This is a genomic window from Streptomyces sp. NPDC005202 (genome assembly GCF_040608235.1).
Lineage (GTDB): Bacteria > Actinomycetota > Actinomycetes > Streptomycetales > Streptomycetaceae > Streptomyces.
In genome coordinates, this window is record NZ_JBEXHW010000005.1 from 191,202 (window position 1) to 209,700 (window position 18,499).

14 protein-coding genes and 2 pseudogenes are annotated in these 18,499 nt (G+C 73.5%); 8 read left to right on the forward strand and 8 right to left on the reverse strand.

The features are described 5' to 3' along the window. Window positions 1–105 (reverse strand): DUF5999 family protein, encoded by a 105-nt coding sequence (locus tag ABZV31_RS12195; RefSeq protein WP_355891873.1) that lies wholly within the window; start codon window positions 103–105, stop codon window positions 1–3. A gap of 63 nt (window positions 106–168) precedes the next feature. Between ABZV31_RS12195 and ABZV31_RS12200 the strand changes: the two genes are divergently transcribed. After that, a complete protein-coding gene (locus ABZV31_RS12200) occupies window positions 169–999 on the forward strand; it encodes a pentapeptide repeat-containing protein (RefSeq protein ID WP_355891670.1) in 831 nt (276 codons plus the stop codon). On the opposite strand, the gene ABZV31_RS12205 is transcribed toward ABZV31_RS12200, so the two are convergent. After that, on the reverse strand, window positions 961–2,481 hold the full coding sequence (locus ABZV31_RS12205) for a cytochrome P450 (RefSeq protein ID WP_355891673.1): 1,521 nt from the start codon (window positions 2,479–2,481) through the stop codon (window positions 961–963). The genes ABZV31_RS12200 and ABZV31_RS12205 overlap by 39 nt on opposite strands. Before the next feature lie 123 nt (window positions 2,482–2,604). On the opposite strand from ABZV31_RS12205, the gene ABZV31_RS12210 reads away from it, so the two are divergent. Both ABZV31_RS12210 and ABZV31_RS12215 read left to right on the forward strand, forming a co-directional pair. Further along, window positions 2,605–3,213 carry a TetR/AcrR family transcriptional regulator gene (locus tag ABZV31_RS12210; protein WP_355891675.1) on the forward strand — a complete coding sequence of 203 codons (609 nt, stop codon included), beginning with the start codon at window positions 2,605–2,607 and terminating at the stop codon, window positions 3,211–3,213. Between the two features lie 241 nt (window positions 3,214–3,454). Further along, window positions 3,455–4,180: a DUF2470 domain-containing protein gene (locus tag ABZV31_RS12215; RefSeq protein ID WP_355891677.1), complete on the forward strand. Its 726-nt coding sequence runs from the start codon at window positions 3,455–3,457 to the stop codon at window positions 4,178–4,180. Here ABZV31_RS12215 and ABZV31_RS12220 read toward each other — a convergent pair. The 5 genes from ABZV31_RS12220 to ABZV31_RS12240 all read right to left on the reverse strand — a co-directional run bounded on the left by ABZV31_RS12220 (window position 4,148) and on the right by ABZV31_RS12240 (window position 8,955). Beyond that, window positions 4,148–5,368 (reverse strand): lactonase family protein, encoded by a 1,221-nt coding sequence (locus ABZV31_RS12220; protein WP_355891679.1) that lies wholly within the window; start codon window positions 5,366–5,368, stop codon window positions 4,148–4,150. The genes ABZV31_RS12215 and ABZV31_RS12220 overlap by 33 nt on opposite strands. A gap of 112 nt (window positions 5,369–5,480) precedes the next feature. Further along, window positions 5,481–6,530: a hypothetical protein gene (locus ABZV31_RS12225; protein ID WP_355891682.1), complete on the reverse strand. Its 1,050-nt coding sequence runs from the start codon at window positions 6,528–6,530 to the stop codon at window positions 5,481–5,483. Between the two features lie 96 nt (window positions 6,531–6,626). Beyond that, window positions 6,627–7,880, reverse strand: coding sequence for an aromatic acid exporter family protein (locus ABZV31_RS12230; RefSeq protein WP_355891684.1), 1,254 nt, complete (start codon window positions 7,878–7,880; stop codon window positions 6,627–6,629). 328 nt (window positions 7,881–8,208) lie between these two features. Beyond that, on the reverse strand, window positions 8,209–8,388 hold the full coding sequence (locus ABZV31_RS12235) for a hypothetical protein (RefSeq protein WP_355891687.1): 180 nt from the start codon (window positions 8,386–8,388) through the stop codon (window positions 8,209–8,211). A gap of 72 nt (window positions 8,389–8,460) precedes the next feature. After that, window positions 8,461–8,955: an FBP domain-containing protein gene (locus ABZV31_RS12240; protein WP_355891690.1), complete on the reverse strand. Its 495-nt coding sequence runs from the start codon at window positions 8,953–8,955 to the stop codon at window positions 8,461–8,463. A 79-nt stretch (window positions 8,956–9,034) separates the two neighbouring features. Here ABZV31_RS12240 and ABZV31_RS12245 point away from each other — a divergent pair, with 79 nt between their 5' ends. Beyond that, window positions 9,035–9,973: a DUF3626 domain-containing protein gene (locus tag ABZV31_RS12245; RefSeq protein ID WP_355891692.1), complete on the forward strand. Its 939-nt coding sequence runs from the start codon at window positions 9,035–9,037 to the stop codon at window positions 9,971–9,973. Here ABZV31_RS12245 and ABZV31_RS12250 read toward each other — a convergent pair. Continuing rightward, on the reverse strand, window positions 9,913–10,548 hold the full coding sequence (locus ABZV31_RS12250) for a PAS domain-containing protein (protein WP_355891695.1): 636 nt from the start codon (window positions 10,546–10,548) through the stop codon (window positions 9,913–9,915). The two genes, ABZV31_RS12245 and ABZV31_RS12250, sit on opposite strands and share 61 nt — an antisense overlap. A gap of 867 nt (window positions 10,549–11,415) precedes the next feature. Here ABZV31_RS12250 and ABZV31_RS12255 point away from each other — a divergent pair. The 4 genes and pseudogenes from ABZV31_RS12255 to ABZV31_RS12270 all read left to right on the forward strand — a co-directional run bounded on the left by ABZV31_RS12255 (window position 11,416) and on the right by ABZV31_RS12270 (window position 18,442). Then, window positions 11,416–14,597: pseudogene (locus tag ABZV31_RS12255) on the forward strand (cytochrome P450). A gap of 30 nt (window positions 14,598–14,627) precedes the next feature. Next, window positions 14,628–15,612, forward strand: a pseudogene (locus tag ABZV31_RS12260) (aminoglycoside phosphotransferase family protein). Between the two features lie 89 nt (window positions 15,613–15,701). Further along, entirely contained in the window at window positions 15,702–16,988 is a 1,287-nt protein-coding gene (locus tag ABZV31_RS12265; RefSeq protein ID WP_355891697.1) for an ROK family transcriptional regulator, read from the forward strand. A 242-nt stretch (window positions 16,989–17,230) separates the two neighbouring features. Beyond that, on the forward strand, window positions 17,231–18,442 hold the full coding sequence (locus ABZV31_RS12270; RefSeq protein WP_355891700.1) for a cysteine desulfurase-like protein: 1,212 nt from the start codon (window positions 17,231–17,233) through the stop codon (window positions 18,440–18,442). Window positions 18,443–18,499: the final 57 nt, after the last annotated feature.

Genomic DNA, 18,499 nt, shown 5'->3' on the forward strand with positions numbered 1-18,499 from the left:
TCAGGCGGCCACGGCCGGCGGGCCGAGCGTGCGGTGCGGGTTCACGACCCGTCCGTCGGGCAGGAGTTCACCGGCGTCGTTGAAGACGATCGTGCAGCGGCGGATACACGGCGCTCGTCACGCCGCCGATGGACGCGGACATCCCCGCAGGTCGGTAGGCTGGACGTCATGCCAGACCAGACCGCCGACCGGCTCGACCTGCGCGGCGACTGCGCGCGCTGCTTCGGATTGTGCTGCGTCGCCCTGCCCTTCGCCGCCTCCGCGGACTTCGCGCTCGACAAGCCCGCCGGCAAGCCCTGCCCGAACCTGCAGGGCGACCACCGGTGCGGCATCCATCCGCAGCTCCGGCAGCAGGGCTTCACCGGCTGCACGGTCTACGACTGCTTCGGCGCGGGCCAGAAGGTCTCGCAGGTCACCTTCGGCGGACAGGACTGGCGTAGGGGCTCCGCGGAGCACGCCCGGCGCATGGTCGAGGTGTTCCCCGTGGTCCGGCAGTTGCACGAACTGCTCTGGTACCTGGCCGAGGCGCTCACCCTGCCCGCCGCCCGCCCGGTCCACGCCGAGCTTCGCCGGGCCCGGGAGAAGACCGAGCAGCTGACCCTCCAGTCGCCCGAAAAGCTCGCCGCGCTGGACGTCGGAGCACACCGGCAGGAGGTGAACGTGCTCCTGCTGCGCACCAGCGAGCTCGCGCGGGCCGGTGTGCGGGGGAAGAAGAAGGACCGGCGGGGTGCGGATCTGATCGGCGCCCGCCTCAAGGGCGCCGATCTGCGCGGAGCCTGTCTGCGTGGCGCCTACCTGATCGCGGCCGACCTCACCGGCGCCGATCTGCGCGGCGCGGACTTCATCGGCGCCGACCTGCGGGACGCCGACCTCACGGACGCCGACCTGACCGGCGCGTTCTTCCTGACGCAGCCGCAGGTCAACGGGGCCCGGGGCAGTGCCGGCACCCGGCTGCCGACGTCAGTCACCCGCCCCGTGCACTGGACAGCGCAAGTCTGAGGCGGCGCCGTCCCGGACCGGCACCGGTGCCGGGGGAGCGGGGGCGGTCCGCCGCTCCAGGCGCAGCCGCAGCCCCTCCGGCATCAGCGTCAGCCGCTCGGCCACCTTCAGCCGGCAGCCCGGGTCGGACCTCAGGTCGTAGCGGCGCAGCAGCAGGCCGAGGACCAGCGTCGCCTCGTGCAGTGCGAACTGGCGGCCGATGCACGCGCGGGCCCCGGTGCCAAAGGGCTTGAAGACGTACGGGGGACGGGCCCGTACGGCCTGTGCGTCGAAGCGGTCCGGGTCGAACCGCTCCGCGTCCGCACCCCACACCTCGGGATCCCGGTGCAGCATGGGCGTCAGCACCAGGGCCCAGGCACCCCTGCGCATCGGATGCTCACCGGCCAGCACCGTGTCCTGCCGGGCCTCCCGGGCGAAGGCGGGCGCGGTCGGCCACAGCCGCAGCGACTCGTCGAGCACCCGGCGCACGTAGCGCAGCTTGGCGACCTGCTCGTAACCGGGCGCCGCCGTGTCGCCCCAGACCCGGTCCACCTCGGCGCGGGCGCGGGCCGCGACCTCCGGGTGCCGGGAGAGGTAGTACAGGGCGAAGGACAGCGCTCCCGAGGTGGTCTCGTGGCCCGCGACCAGGAAGGTGATCACCTGGCGGCGCACGTTCTCGGGGGACAGTCGCTCCCTGGTCCGAGGGTGGGCCGTCTCCAGCATCCGGTCGAGCAGGTCCCCGTCCCCGCTCGCCGAGCGGCGGGCGCGTACGAGGTCGTCGACCGTGTGGTCGAGGTAGGCGCGGGCGGCGGCGTTGCGGCGGCTCGCGCCCCGCAGCACCAGCGGGGCCAGGGGCGAGGGCACGGTGTTGAGCCGCTGCGCGTAGGTGAGTGCGCCGACCATCGCGGTGACGAAGGGGTGCGGACGGGCGCGTTCGAAGGAGTCGAAGTCGTGCCCGAAGCCGGTGCGCGCGATCGTCTCCAGGGTCAGCTTGGTCATGTCACCGGGGACGTCCACCGTGCGGCCCGCGGCGACCGCGCGGTCCCAGTGGTCGATGAGCCGCTCGGCCACGGCCAGCATCATCGGGTGGTAGCCCGCCATGGCCTCGCGGCTGAAGCCGGGGGCCAGGATGTCGTGTGCCAGTTGCCAGTTGGGCTCGTGGTTGTACGCCGTGAACAGTCCGTCTCCGGAGAGGGGCCGCAGGTTGGCTATCCCGAGGCCGACGTGCTTGGCGAAGCGCGCCTCGTCCGCCAGGTCGGCGGCCGGCCGGGCTCCCCACACGAACACGAACTCCTTGCCGAACGCCTTGCGCCGGAAGATCGGGCCGAGTTGGCGGGCGTAGCGCATCGAGTCCTGCACCGGCGTACGCCGGTCGACCCCCAACACGTCGCCGAGCAGGGGCAGCCGGTACGGCGGATGCGGGATGCGGTGCAGCTCGGGCCAGCCCAGCTCCGCGCCGCGGAATCCCTTCGGCAGCCCGTCCCCGGTCGTTGTCTCCGCCATGACGCGATCTCCCTTGATCCAGCGGACCGTTGAGCATGCGGCGCACCCGCGTGTTGTACGTGGATTCAATAGCGTGATCCAGTCTGGTCGGGTTGTTGAACCGACGTCAAGTAGAGTGCGGACATGGCCGCGAACCAGGGGGAGCGCACGCGCCGCCGGCTGAGCACGAAGGAGCGCAGGGAGCAGCTGCTGTCGGTCGGGGCGCGGCTGTTCTCGGAGAGCCCCTACGACGACGTGTGGATCGAGCGGGTCGCCGAGATCGCCGGCGTCTCCCGGGGACTGCTCTACCACTACTTCCCGACCAAGCGGGACTTCTTTGCGGCGGTCGTCGAGCGCGAGAGTGAGCGGATGCTGCGGATGACCGCGGCCGTGCCCGGGGTGCCGGTGCGCGAGCAGCTCACGGCGGGCCTCGACACATACCTGGAGTACGTCCGGGCCCACGCGCACGGCTACCGCGCCTTCCATCGCGCCGACGCGGCGGGCGACCAGGTCGTGCGCCGCGTCTACCAACGCGCCCTGGCAGCCCAGGAGCGGCAGATCCTGGCGGCCCTTGCCGCGGATCCCGAATTCGGCCCGCTCGCCGAGCGACGTCCCGACCTGGAACTGGCCGTCCGCGGCTGGCTGGCCTTCACCACCGCCGTCTGCCTGGAGTGGCTGCGGGGCTCGGACCTGACGCGTGAACAGGTGCGTGATCTGTGCGCGCGGGCCCTGCTGGGCGTCCTTGCGTCCTGAGAGGTGCCGCGCCCTGCGTGCGGGTTCTGAGAGGTGCCGCGCCCTGCGTGCGGGTTGTGAGGGGTGCCGCGCCCTGTGTGCGCGCCCTTGGGCGTCCGATCGGGTCCCGGGCGGTTCCCCGGTCCCCGCGCCCTCCGCTGCCTCCTCGCGCCCCTTCGGTGCCTCGCTTCTTGCCTGGCCCTGGTTGGCGTGCACCCCGATGTCGATAGGTTAGGCAAGGCTTACCTAAGGAGGTTTGGGGATGGGTGACAGCCACACGTGGACGGCCGTGCCCGGGGCGGCGGAGCGGGCGCGGTCGGTGCTCGCTGCCGCATGGTCCTGCGCGGTGACCGCGGAGGGCGGCCGGGAGGAGTTCGTCGTTGCGCACACCGTGGGCGAGGACGGCCGGGTGCTCCTGCACGTGCCCGAGGACAGCGCCCTGCTCACGGCCGCGATCTGCACCCCGCGCGGCGAGCCGTCCGCCGTGCTGGAGTTCGCCGACGTCGCGCCCGTCCCCGTGCGCCACCGGATCCGTGCCCGGCTGTGGCTCGCCGGCTGGTTCGTCCCCGAGACGGAGCACCTGGTCTTCCATCCCTCGCGCGTGGTGCTGCGTCAGCCGTCCGGCGCCGTCGTGGTCGACCTCGACGAGTTCGCCGCCGCCGCACCCGACCCGCTCGCCGCGGCGGAGGCCCGGCTGCTCACCCATCTCGCCGACGCCCACGCCGACGCGGTGCAGCGGCTGACCCGCCTGGTGGGGCCCGACAGTCTGCACGGCGCGGTGCGCGTCCAGCCGCTCGGCGTCGACCGGCACGGACTGACCCTGCGCATCGAGCGCGCCCGCACCCACGGCGACGTACGCCTGCCGTTCCACGCGCCCGCCGACGACGTCGCCCAGCTCACCGAGCGCATGCACGTGCTGCTCGCCCAGGCGAGCGCCGCATCCTGCCCGCGCGCCCTACAGTGGCAGCGCACAGACGGCGACGGGTGAGGAAAACGGCTCACCCGCAAGCCGCAGCGCGCCGCTCGCAGCGTCCACGTGGAAGACGCTGACCGTGCTCGACTTCTGGTTCGCCGCGAACAGCAGCCCGCCGTCCGGCGAGAAGGCGATCTGGCGCGGGAAGTCGCCGGCGACCGGCACCGTGCCGAGGAGCCTCAGCCGGGCCCCGCCGGCCTCGACGGCGTAGCGTGCGAGGCTGTTGTGGCCCCGGTTGGCGAGATAGGCGTACGCGCCGTCGGCCGTCACCAGGATCTGCGCCGGGTAGTTCGTGCCTTCGCCCGAGCCCGTGGACTGCGGGTCGCCGATGGTCAGCCGGCCGGTCGGCGGGTCGTAGGTGCACACCGCGACGGTGTTGTCGACCTCGTTGGCCAGGTAGGCGTAGCGGCCGCCGGGGTGGAAGGTGAGGTGGCGGGGTCCGGCGCCGGGCCTCGTGTGCGCCTGGGCGACCTCGGTGAGCGTGCCGGTGCGCGTGTCCAGGCGGTACGTGTAGACGGTGTCGGTGCCGAGGTCGACCGCGAGGACGTGCCCGCCGTCCGGGCTGGTGAGGAACTGGTGGGCGTGCGGGCCCTGTTGGCCCGGGCCGGGGGGCGGGCTGGAGTGCGTCACCAGGTCCGTGCGTTCGCCGAGCGCGCCGGAGGCGTCGATCGGGTGCACGGCCACGCTCCCGGACTGGTAGTTCGCGCTGAGCAGCCAGCGGCCGGTGGGGTGTACGGAGAGGTGACAGGGGCCCGCGCCGCCGGTGCTCCGCGTGCCGAGCACCTTCCGGTCGGCCACCCGTACCGCGGTCACGGCCCCGTTCTGGCGCTCGTCGACCGCGTAGAGCGTGCGGCTGTTCGGGTGCAGCGCGAGATACGACGGGTCGCCGAGGCCGGTGAGGGTGCCCCGGCCGGTGACGGCTCCCGTCGCGGGGTCGTACACGGCCAGACCGATGCCGGTGCCGCCGCCCTCGACGGAGGTGTAGGTGCCGAGGTACAGCGGGCGGGGGCCGGACGGCTTCCCCGTCGGCCGCCCGCTGCTCGTGCCCGTGGACGCCTCGGGGGCGGCCGGGGTGTCGGCCACGGGCTGACGCCTGGGCGCCGCCGGCGCCGGAACCGCGGCCATCGCGGCGGCTCCCGTCAGGGCCCCGACGAGCCGGCGCCTGCTCCAGCCGCCGCGCGACGTTTCCGCACCCCTGTCCATGCCCGCACCTCAGGTCGTCGATTGCCGGTCGTGACTGCCACCTTGGCGTGGACCACGTCTCAAGTGCAAGTGCGGCAACATGCATTGCATATGATGCAACGATCGGTCGTGTCTACCAGTCCCCGTCCTCAACCGGCGCGCCCGGAGCATTCTTGAGGGGCTTGACCTGGTGCGACGACGGTTCCTGCCACGGCTCGTGGTCGTCGCCCATCCAGTCCCCGACCGGCTTCACCGCCGACAGGGTGCCGGTGGGGGCGAGGTCCTCGGCGTCCTGGTCGTCATAGTCGTACCAGGGCAGACCCGCCTTTGTGTACGCCGCGCGGTCCACGGGCGACGGCGGAGGCGCCTCACCGGTGATGCGGCGCCACTCCGGCGGCGTCACCAAATGCACGAACACCCGCCCGGCGGGCTCCGGGGCCCAGGCGCTCAGCGGCCGGTCGTCCTGGTACACCTCCTGGCGCATCGAGCCGCCGACGCCGAGCCCCATGGCCGCGGCGGCCCGGGGCCGGCCCGCCGGCGCGGCGGCCGGGGCCGCACCGGGCGCGGGCGGAGCCGCCATGGGGAAGGCGGCACCGACACTCCTGACCGACCGGTTCGTCGCCCGCCGCTCCGCCCGCCGCCGCTCCTCCTCACGCCACCTGGCCAGCTCCTCGTCCCTCAGCGGGAACGACTGCAACTGGACGCCGCCCCACACCTCCTCGCCCGTGACCTGGCCCTCGACCGTCGCCCCGAGGCCCAGCGGCACGGCGACGAACTGGCGGACCGTGCCCTTGCCGGAGTTGATGCCGTCGAGCCAGGGCTGGCGCGGCAGCACCACGTAGTTCTGCGGATCACGGGAGAGCCGGTTGCTCCACGGTTTGCCCGACACCGCGCACACCTTGCCCACGCCGACCTGCAGGGCGGCCGGCTCCGTCGTGCCCGCGAAGCTCAGCCACATGGCCTCGCGCAGATACACCGGCAGCATCACCCCGCCGCGGGCCCGCCACTGCTCGGGCACCGTGTCGGGATGGTCCGCCACTCGCCGGACGGGGAACTCGCCGAGTCCCGGGGGCAGCGGATGGGTCCCCGTCTCCGGCAGCCGCAGGGTGCGCACGAACCGCACCGCAACACCGCCCGGCAGACGCAGTGTGTTCCCGTCGATCCGTACGGTCGTGTCGGTCATGCGCACGCTCCCCTCCGTCGTATGGGTGCGCCCCCGGACGAGCGGCGCGCGCTCCGCCCGGTGACCTCGTCACGGGGTATTCGCCCGGTGACTCCGTCACAGAGAACGACGCGCGGCGTCCTCGCGGTTCCGGCGCAGCCGCACCGGCACCCCCAGATGGTCCCGGAACCGGGTCAGGCGCGAAATGCGCTCGTGCTGCTCACGGGTGTGGCGGTCCAGCTCCTCCAGGAGCCGGCGCGAACGGTGCTCGATGTCCATCTCGTCGAGGATGCGGTTGACCTCGGTCAGCACGGCGCCGCGCAGATGCCAGTGGCGCGTGTCCCGCTGGACATCCTCCAGCAACAGCTGGGCCAGCTTGTCGCGGGTGGCCGAGGCCTGCCGCAGCTCGGCGGGGAGCCGGGACTCAGCCGACTCGGCGCTGGCGCTGACGTCGCTGGTGACCAGTACCGCGTAGCTGACCACGGCGTCGGCGATCTCGGACAGCAGCTGCTCGACGACGGCGCCCGTCTGCGGTGAGAACAGCGGTTCGGGGTCCCGCTGCTTGGCGAGGTCGGTGAAGGTGCGGGCGAGCACCCGCAGCACGACCGTGCAGATCTCCAGCGTGTCCAGTCCGGTGCGCAGCACCACCCGGTGCAGCAGGCCCTCACGGACGCGCGGGTTGAGCCTGAGGCTGTCCTCGGCCTGCCGCAGGGCGGCGTCCACGTCGGCGATGTCGTGGTCGAGGCGGCGCGCCTCGTACAGCCGCGCGGTCGCACGCTCCACCGGGGTGCGGCCGGCCGCCTCCTCGCCCATGCGCAGCATCAACTGGCGCATCCGGCGTGCCAGGTCCTCGATCGACTCGCCCGCGTGTTCGGTCCACACCGGGGGAGCGAGCAGCAGATTGCAGGCGAACCCGACGCCCGCGCCGATCAGCGTCTCCACGATCCGTGACCATGCCGTGCTGCCGACGGTGGTGACCCCGAGCACCAGCATCGCGCTGATCGCCACTTCGGGCACGAACTCGTCGACCCGTACCAGGTGCCCGACGTACAACGCGGCCAGGATCAGCAGCGCCAGGCTCCACCAGGTCAGTCCCACGAGGAGGGAGAAGGCGATGGCGACGAGCACGCCGGCCACCACCGAGTTCACCCGGCGGATGCCGGTGGTCAGCGTGGCGTAGAGGGTGACCTGGACGACGAGGAGCGCGGTCAGGGGAGCGGTCAGCGGCGCGGGCTCCGGGCTGAGCCGCAGCGCGATGACGTACGCGATCGTCGCCGCGGCCGTTGACCGCAGCGCCTGTACGACCACGGGGTCCCGGCGGCGCTTCACGAACCGCACGAGGGACGACGTCCACTCACGTACATCCTGCATCTCTTGCGCTGTTCCCCTTCCCCAGGCGCATCGAACGTCCTTGTTGAGGACGGTAACCGTCCGCAAGGGCGCCTGCGTCGCGGGACGTGACGGCCGGGTTCCGGCGCGCGGCCCAGCGTCACGTCCTCCGGACGCCCCGGGCCCTCGCCACCGCCGACCGGGGCTGGGCCTCGGTGAGGCCAGGACGACTCCGGTGAGCGCGGCGTCGGTGGCGCGCGCCGTTCGGGTGGGCGCGGCAACCGGCCCGCCACGCCGTACCGGCCACCTGCGCGCCAAGGCCTGGCACGGTGACGACAAGACGGAGCAGCCCGGCGGCCGGACGGTACACCTACCCGCCGCCGTCGCTGACCACCTTCCCGATTTCATCGGCGCCGACTGCCCGGACGGCCCGTACGGCATCGCGCTCGCCCGCAGCCACGACGTCCTCATCCACCCTCACCTCGTGGAGGCGGCCCGGCTGCGGCGACCGGTAGTCCGCGATCTTCGCGAGGTTGCCGCAGCGGTCCATCGAGCACCAGCGGCGGCGAGCCTGGGAGTCGTCCAGGAACAGCAGGGCCGAGGCCGGCGCCCGGGTCGTCGTTCAGGCGTACAGCTTGTCGAGGAAGGCGGCCAGATTGCCGGTCGTCCGGGCGATCTGCTCCTCCAGCGTGAGGCTCTCCTCGAAGCGGGCCCCGGAGTCGGGGACCTTCTTGCCCCGTACGTACAGGGAGCAGGCGAGGTCGGTGCACATGTACACGCCGACCGAGTTGCCCTCGCGGCCCGCCGCGCCCGCCTTGCGTGCCGTCATCAGGGACACGCCGCCGCCCCGATGCGCCGTCAGACACAGCGAGCACATGCTGCGGTGCAGAAAGCCGCGCTGCGAGGAGGGGAAGCGCAGGGTCACGCCGACCGGCCGGCCGTTCCGCTCGGTGACGAGATAGCTGCGGTCGGGGGCGCCGGGGTCCCGCCAGCCGAGGAAGTCCAGGTCGTCCCAGGGGCGTTGGTCGAGATCGCGGGGGAGCGCCAGCCGTTTCGCCTCTCCCTTCGAGCAGTTGATAAATGAGTTGCGGATGTCCTGCTCGGTGAGAGATCTCATAAGAGCCTCCTGGGGATCGTCGAAACCTAGGGGTATTAGGCTGACGGCTAGGGTAGACAGGCTCTGCGAAAGGGATCCAATGGATTTCGGGGACGTGTGCTCGCCGCCGGCGCGGGCGGCGCTGCGCCATGTCGCGGCGCTCTCCTCCGGCCCGGCCGTCGGCCCGGACCTGCGCGTCACCCTGAACTTCCACCCCGACCGCCCGTCCGGCGGCCTGCCCATCCTTCAGGCGCTGGCCCGGGACGGCGCGTACCACTCGCAGTTCGTCACCGGCACCAGCAACGGGGGGCTCACCGCGCACCCCGGAGGCGACCGCTGGCGCTGGGAGAGCCGCATCTTCGGCAGGGCGTACGACGGCGTACCGGCGGCCGAGCGCCCCGTGTACGGCGCGCTCAACTTCCGGCATCAAGTGGTGGGCGCCGCCCCGAGGTTCGGCTGCTCGCACCTTCGGCTCACACCGGCGGTACTCGCCCGCGCCACCTTCTGCTACCCCGACAGCGCCGCCGAGCCCGCCAACTTCGGGACCGCCGCCGGGATGTCCCTCGTCGCCCTGGCCGAGGCCGACGAACAGGACGCCCTCAACGACTACATCGAGGCCCACGTCCACGGCGGCGTCGACCTCACCCGCGACGTGGAGGCACTCGTCCTCGACGCGAGCTACCGCGGCATGGCCGTCGAGACCGCGGCCCGCCGGCTGCCGTGCCCCGTCGAGTGGCAGCCCGGCTACCGGATCACCGTGACCGAGCTGCGCCGCCACGCCGACTACCGCGGCCAGGAGTACGCCGACCTCGGCGCGGAGATCGCCGAGGACGGCCGTATCGACCCGCGGATCATCGGGGACGCCGCGCGCACCGGCCGCTACGCGCCGCAGGACCTGAAGATGGTGTGGCACACCCTCGCCCGCTTCGGCGCACCCGAGGGCGCCGGCACGGCGCACTCACCCGAGGGGCCCGCGGCCTACTCCCCGGCGGCCGGCGTCGGCGGCCACACCCCCGGAGTCAGCACCCCCAGCGCATAGGCGCGGGCCACCAGTTCCGTACGGTTGGCCGCGCCCCAGCGCGCCGACAGGCGCCGCAGGTGATAGGTCACGCCGTCCGCGGTGAGGCCCGTCTTGCGGGCGGCCTGCGCCGTGGTGGCGCCCCCGGCCAGCAGCGCCAGGATGCGTGCCTCCATCGGCGCGACCCGCGCCGGTTCCTCTGCCAGCGGCTCGCGTTCGCCGAGGACACGCAGCATGACCAGCAGCGCGGGCGTGTCCTCCACGGTGTCGCTCACCGGATCCGCCATCAGCTCCCCGTACCGCTCCGGCCCGCCCGGCGGCCGCCAGCGCACCGACACCTGGTACCGCGACCGGTGCCGGAGCCGCAGCGCCTGCGCGATCCGGTCCACCTGCGTCGACTCCTGCGGGGTGAACAACTCCAGCACGTCCCGGCCGCGCAGCCGCCCCGGCGTCGTCCCGCACTCCGCGGCCATCGCCGGATTGGCCAGCACGACGACGCCATGCACATCACACACCGCGACCGGCACCGCGACCCGGTCGAAGAGCGTCAGCGCACGGTTGCGCCACAGCACGGCCTCCTGCCGAGCCGCTTCCACCCGCGCCTCCTGCCACACCGAGCCCGCCGCGCAAGGCGGCAGGCTGACTTGCACTCCACCCTCATGGAGTGCAATCAAGGCTGTTCGTCCAGGTCACGGCCCAGCCTCCAAGATCAGCCGGAGCCGATCCACCACACATTCTCGCGGCCCTGCGTCGAGTGCGCGGTCCGGGTCCCCGGCGCGGTCACCCCCTGGTTCCGGCCGGACCCCTGGCCGACCGGTCGGCCGTGCGTCGTCCTTCACGTGTCCGCTTGCGCCTCGCTCGGCTGCGCTGCCTCGTCGGCCGTACCGGTCCGCTCGCTCGGGCGGTATCCGTACGCCGCTTCCCGCACCGCAAGGTCACTCTCCAGAGCCCGCCGCCGCCCAGCGTGGCAAGGGACGTGACCGCCCAAGCGATCTTCAGGTAGTTGCCGATGTTGACCGGATGGTGGAGCCGGCCCTCGACCAAGACCAACGACCAGCCTGCTCTCGTCCTGCTCCTCCTGTGCGCCGGGCCGCCCTTCTCGCGCATCGCTCACTCCACACCCGTACCACCTGCGCGACGAGCCATACCCGCGTGGCACCGAACGGGGCGACCGGCTCGGGACAACGGCTGCCGGTGACCTCATGGCCACGTTCCAGGAATCCGTGGGCAAGGCCGACGCCTCCCGCGGAGAGACCGGCGGGCCGGGTCCACCCGCTGCCCCGGATGACCACTGGGGCCAGGACGACCGCGAGGAAACAGCCCGGCGGGAAACCGCTCGAAACGCAAGTCCTCCCGGACGTTTTCGACTGCACGATCATGTAGTGCGGTGGCCCGGCGGGGCGGCGTCCCTCGATCACGCTGGAGCCCAGTCCGTCCGTACCGCGAAAGGCAGTTGTCGCGCCATGCCCGCCACCGCACTGCACCCCCCGGCCGCAGACACCCTCCCCGACGTCCCCGTCGTCGACATCTCCGCCACCGGCCCCGGTCGCACCCCGATCCAGCAGGCCATGGACCTGATGCGCACGCACGGTCCGGTGCTCGTGCGGCGGCTGCACGGGCGGGACACGCTGTTCGTCGGGGACCTCGACCTCGTGACCGACCTCGCCGACGAGCGGCGGTTCGCCAAGCACGTGGGGCCCGCCCTGGAGAACGTGCGGGAGTTCGCCGCCGACGGGCTGTTCACCGCGTACAACGACGAGCCCAACTGGGCCAAGGCGCACGACATCCTGATGCCCGCCTTCGCGCTCGGCTCGATGCGCACCTACCACCCGGTGATGCTGAAAGTGGCCCGCCGGCTCATCGCGGCGTGGGACCGCGCCGCCCGCGCCGGGCGGCCGGTGAACGTGCCCGACGACATGACCCGCATGACCCTGGACACGATCGGCCTGGCAGGGTTCGGCTACGACTTCGGGTCCTTCGAGCGGGACGAACCCCACCCCTGCGTCGAGTCGATGGTCCGCTGCCTGGAATGGAGCATGACCAGGCTCGCCCGCACGCCCGGCAAGGACTACTCGGCGGCCGACGCGGCCTTCCGCGCGGACGCCGCCTACCTCGCCGGGGTCGTCGACGACGTCATCGCCTCCCGCACCGGCACCGACCAGAGCACGGCCGAGGACCTGCTCGGCCTCATGCTGACCGCCGAGCACCCCGGCGACGGCACCACGCTGGACACGGCCAACATCCGCAACCAGGTCATCACCTTCCTGATCGCCGGCCACGAGACGACCTCCGGCGCGATGTCCTTCGCGCTGTACTACCTCGCCAAGCACCCGACCGCGCTGCAACTCGTGCGCCGCGAGGTGGACGCCCTGTGGGGCGACACCGCCGACCCGGAGCCGACGTACGACGAGGTCGGCCGGCTCACCTACACCCGCCAGGTCCTCAACGAGGCGCTGCGGCTGTGGCCGACGGCCGCCGCGTTCAGCCGGCACGCCCTTGAGGACACGCTGCTCGGCGGGCGCATCCCGCTGCGCGCCGGACAGGCGGTGACCGTGCTCGCTCCGATGCTGCACCGGCAGCCCGTCTGGGGCGACAACCCCGAGCTGTTCGACCCGTCCCGCTTCACGCCCGAGGCGGAGGCGGCGCGCCCCGTGCACGCGTTCAAGCCGTTCGGCACCGGCGAACGCGCCTGCATAGGCCGCCAGTTCGCCCTGCACGAGGCCACCATGCTGCTGGCCATGCTGGTCCACCGTTACCGGTTGCACGACCACGCCGACTACCGGCTCACGGTGAAGGAGACCCTCACCCTGAAACCCGAGGGCTTCACCCTCACGCCGACCCCGCGCACCGCGGCCGACCGCGTGCACACGCCCCTGCCGGGAGCCGTCGAGACCCAGGCACCGCGGAAGGCCGCACGCGCACCCTGCCCGCCCGCGTCCGGCCCGGCACCGGCGTGCTCTTCCTGCACGGCAGCAACTACGGCACCTGCCGCGAGTTCGCCGCCGGACTCGCCGACGAGGCCGCCGCGATCGGCTGCGACACGCAGGTCGCCCCGCTCGACGCGTACGCCAACGGCCTGCCCACCGACCGGCCCGTGGTCATCACCGCCGCCTCCTACAACGGCCGCCCCACCGACGACGCCACCGCCTTCGCCGCCTGGCTTGAGGGCGCCCCGGACGTCTCCGACGTCACCTACGCCGTGCTCGGCGTCGGCGACCGCAACTGGGCGGCCACCTACCAGCACGTCCCGACCCGCATCGACGAGCGGCTCGCCGAGCTGGGCGCCACCCGTCTGACGGACCGCGTGGCCGCCGACGCCTCGGGCGACTTGACCGGCGCGGTACGCGACTTCACGAGCCGGCTGCGCGCCGCCCTGCTGGAGCACCACGGCGACCCCGGCACCACGGGCGCCACCGGCGCCCCGGCCGAGCCCACGACGGCGTACGCAGTCCGCACCCTGACCGGAGGCCCGCTGGACGCCCTCGCCGAGCGGCACGGTCTCGTCCCCATGACGGTCACCGAGGCCCACGACCTCACCGCGCCCGGACACCCCCGCAGAAAGCGTTTCGTCCGCGTCGCGCTGCCGGACGGCGTCACCTACCGCACCGCCGACCACCTCACCGTCCTGCCCGCCAACGCCCCCGCCCTCGTCGAACGCGCCGCCGCCGCGTTCGGCGTCGACCTCGACAGCGTGCTGGACATCCGGGCCACCCGCCCGCGCAGCGACGGCCTCGCCGTGGACCGGCCGCTGACGGTGCGCCAACTGCTCACGCACCATGTCGAGTTGCAGGAGCGCCCGACGACCGCCCAGCTGGCCGCCCTCGCCGCCGCCAACCCGTGCCCGCCCGAGCGGACGGCCCTCGTCGCCCTGACCGACGACCCGCGCACTCTCGTCGAGGTCGTCGAGGACCACCCGGCGCTGCGCGGCGCCCTGGACTGGCCGCAACTGCTCGATCTGCTCACCCCGCTGCGCCCCCGCCACTACTCGATCTCCTCCTCGCCGGTCGTCGACCCGCGCCACGCCGACCTCATGGTGTCCCTGCTGGAAGCGCCCGCACGCTCCGGGAAGGGCGTCCACCGGGGCACCGGATCCGGATACCTGGCCTCGGTCGCGCCCGGCGACACGGTCTACGCTCGCGTCCAGCCCTGCCGGGAGGCCTTCCGGATCGACGGCTCGGCGCCGGTCGTCATGGTCGCGGCGGGCACGGGCCTCGCCCCGTTCCGCGGCGCCGTGGCCGACCGCACGGCGGCCCTCGCGGCGGGCGCCGAACTCGCCCCGGCCCTCTGCTACTTCGGCTGCGACGCACCCGACGCCGACTTCCTGCACGCCGATGAGCTCCGCGCCGCCGAGGCCGCCGGAGCCGTCGCGCTGCGCCCCGCCTTCAGCGCCGCCCCCGAGGGTGGGGTCACCTTCGTCCAGCACCGCATCGCCGCCGAGGCCGGCGAGGTCTGGGAGCTGCTGAACGCCGGTGCCCGGGTGTACGTCTGCGGCGACGGCTCGCGCATGGCGCCCGGCGTGCGCGAGGCGTTCCGTACCCTGTACCGGGAGTACACGCCCGGCGTCGATGACGCGGCGGCCGAGCAGTGGCTCAACGGGCTGATCGCGGCCGGGCGGTACGTCGAGGACGTGTACGCGGCGGGCTGACGGCCCCCCAAGGGGAGGGGTGGGCGCACGGTGACGGACTCCTGGGAACGGGCCCGGCACGTCCTACGGGCCGCGGGCATCGCACCCGACCGCCTCGCCCACCTCCGCCCGCTCGGCGGCGGCACGTACAACGCCGTCGAGGAACTCCGCCTCACCGACGGCAGCCGCAACGTGCTGAAGATCCCGCCCGCGCCGACCCTCCCGGGCCTGCGCTACGAGGGTGAACTCCTCGTCTCCGAGGCGGAGTTCCACCGCGGGGCCGCGCAGGCCGGCGTACCGGCGCCGCGCGTCGTGGCCGTCGGCGGCGACATGACCGTACGCCACCTGCTGATGACGGCCTGCCCGGGCGACCCCTGGGACACTTCGGTCACGGGCACCGAAGCGACCGGGCTGCGCACGGAGCCGGGCCGCCAGGTGGCCCGGCTCCACCGTGTGACCGGCCCCGGTTTCGGTTACCCCTCCGGCGCCCTCGGCCCGCTCGCCCCCGACTGGCGGACCGCGTTCACCGCCATGTACGCCGCCGTCCTGGACGACGCCCGCCGCTACCGCGCCCGGCTGCCCCGCCCCGCCGACGAGGTGGCCCGCACGGCGCGGGCCGCGTACGACGCCCTGGACGAGGTCGCCGTCCCCTGTCTGGTCCACTTCGACCTGTGGCCGGGCAACATCCTGGTCGACCGCTCGACGGGCCGGGTCCGCATCGGCGGGCTCATCGACGGCGAGCGCATGTTCTGGGGCGACCCCCTGGCCGACTTCGTCTCCCTGGCGCTGCTCGGGGACATCAGGAAGGACCGGGCGTTCCTCGCGGGCTACCGGGCGGCCGGCGGCCGGGCGGAGTTCCACCGGGCGGCCCGGCTCCGCCTCGCCCTCTACCGCAGCTACCTCTACTTGATCATGCTCACCGGGACGGTCCCGCGGGCGGTGGGGGGAGGAGCACGACCACGGGGTGCAGGAGCGGGTCGCCCCGGAGCTGGTCGCCGCGCTGGATGAGATCGCCGACCTGGTGGTCACATCTTAATTTATTGCGTGTACTAAGCCTCGAAGAAGTCGCGCCGACACCGCTCCCGGCGGTATGTTGCAGGTCGGGCAGGGTTCGAAGGGAGCCACATGGCGGGGCGGAACGGGCGCACGGTGCGCGATCTCAGGCGGGGCAACCGCACGGCCGTGCTGCAACGGCTCTACTTCGACGGCCCCCTCAGCCGCTTCGAACTCGGCCCGGCGACCGGCCTGAGCTCCGGCTCGGTCAGCAACGTCGTCGCCGACCTGATCGCCGACGGCCTGGTGGAGGAGGCCGGCAGCGTCGACTCCGACGGCGGCCGACCCCGCACCCTGCTGCGCGTCACCCCGAGCAGCGGCCACATGATCGGCGTGGACGTCGGCGAGACCCGGGTGCGGGTCGAGCTGTTCGACCTCACCCTCACCGAACTGGCGCGCACCCAGCAGCCCCTGGAGCCGCAGCGCTACGACGTCGAGGTCGTCACCGGGCACATCCGGGACGCGATCGCCGAGGTCCTCGCCACCGCCGGCCTGGCGCCGGAGCGGCTCCTCGGCGTCGGGATCGGCGTCCCCGGCATCGTCGAGCGCACCCCGGACCGCGGCGCCGTGGTGCACGGGCAGACCATCGGCTGGGACGCGGTGCCCCTGGAGGCCCTGCTGCGCGCCGGTTCCCAACTCCCCGACGACGTGCCGTACTTCATCGACAACGGCGCCAAGACGCTGGGGCAGGCAGAGATGTGGTTCGGCGCCGGGCGCGGCGCCGGCAACGCGGTCGTGGTGCTCTTCGGCTCCGGTGTCGGCGCCTGCCTGGTCACACCCGAGGTGGAGCGCGGCCGGGCCGTCGAGTGGGGGCATCTGACGGTACGGGTGCGGGGACGCCGCTGCCGGTGCGGCGCGCTCGGCTGCCTGGAGGCGTACGCGGGCGCCGAGTCGCTGCTGGCCCGCTGGCGCGAGGAGGGCGGGCGCCCGCCGCAGGACACCGACGAGGAAACCGCGCTGACCGCGATGCTGGCCGCCGCCTATCCACCGAAGGGCACCGCGGCCGACCCCGTGGCACTCGCCGTCCTGGAGGAGACCGCCGAGTACCTGGGCGCCGGCCTGTCCGACCTGATCAACCTCTTCCAGCCCGAGCGGATCCTCATCGGCGGCTGGGCCGGCCTCCAGCTCGGCTCGCGGTTCCTGCCCGCCGTACGCCGTCACGCGACGGCGTACGCGCTGCGCCACCCCGCGGAGAAGGTGACCATCGACCTGGGCCGGCTCGGCCCGGACGCGGTCACCGTCGGCGCCGCGATCCTGCCGCTCGCCGACTTCTTCGCCCGCGGCGGCCGTCGCGCGGAGCCCGCACCGGAGGCCCACCTCCCCGCCTGGCAGGCGGCGTTGGAGGAGCGGAAGCCGTAGGGCTTCGCGGGGGTGTGGGGTGTCGGGGCTTCGCGGGGGTCGGGGTGCCGGGGTTTCGTGGGGTCGCCGGGTGTTGGGGTTTCCCGGGGGCGCCGGGTGGCAGGGTTTCCCGGGAGCGCCGGGCGTCAGGATGTTCCCTGGGTCGCCGGGCGTCGGCTGGTTCGAAGGCCGGGCCCCGGTGTCCCGCGGCGCGGGATCATGGGTGACGCCACCCCGTACCGGGCCGTTCGAAGGAGCCTTCCGTGAGCCACGACATCGCCGGCGTCCGCGCGCAGTTCCCCGCCCTGAAGGCGGGCTGGGCCCACTTCGACGGGCCCGGCGGCAGCCAGACACCGCAGTCCGTCATCGACGCCATCGCCGAGGCCCTGGCCGGCCCGCTGTCCAACCGGGGGTCCGGCACGGCGGGCGAGCGCAATGCCGAAGCCTGCGTCGTCGCCGCCCGGCAGGCCATGGCGGACCTGCTCGGCGCCGAGCCGTCGGGCATCGTCTTCGGCCGCAGCGCCACCCAGCTGACGTACGACTTCTCCCGCACCCTTGCCAAGACCTGGTCGCCGGGCGACGAGGTCGTCGTGACGCGACTGGACCACGACGCCAACATCCGGCCCTGGGTCCAGGCCGCGCAGGCCGTCGGAGCCGTCGTGCGCTGGGCCGACTTCGACCCGGCCACCGGCGAACTGACCCCGGAGGACATCCGCGCCCAGCTGTCCGACCGCACCCGGCTGGTCGCGGTCACCGCCGCCTCCAACCTGATCGGCACTCTCCCGGACGTGCCCGCGATCGCCGCCCTGGCCCACGACCGGGGCGCCCTCCTCTACGTCGACGGCGTGCACTACACCGCACACGTCCCGGTCGACCTCGCACGACTCGGCGCGGACTTCTTCGTCTGCTCCCCGTACAAGTTCCTCGGGCCGCACCTCGGCGTCCTGGCGAGCCGCCCCGACCTCCTGGAGACCCTGCATCCGGACAAGCTGCTGCCCTCGCCCGACGCGGTCCCCGAGCGCTTCGAACTGGGCACCCTGCCTTACGAACTGCTGGCCGGCACCCGCGCCGCCGTGGACTTCCTCGCCCGGCTGGACCCGGACGCGCGCGGCACCCGGCGGGAGCGGCTGCTCGCCTCGCTGACCGCGCTCGAGCACTACGAGGACGCCCTGCGGCGTCGCATCGAGGCGGGGCTGGCCGGCTTCCCGGAGATCACCGTGTACTCGCGGGCGGCCCGGCGCACTCCCACGCTGCTGCTGACCATCGACGGCCGCAGCACCGTCGACGCCTACCGCCACCTGGCCGAGCGCGCGATCGCCGCGCCGTCCGGCTCCTTCTACGCCGTGGAGGCCTCCCGCCGCCTCGGACTGGGGGACGCCGGAGGCCTGCGTGTCGGCCTGGCCCCGTACACCACGGAGGAGGACGTCGACCGGCTCCTCGAGGGGCTGGCGGACTTCCTGCGGACGGCGCCGTAGGCCGGAGCGGTGGGCCGGGGCAGTGGGCCGTGGCAGTGGGCCGGGGCAGGGGACGCC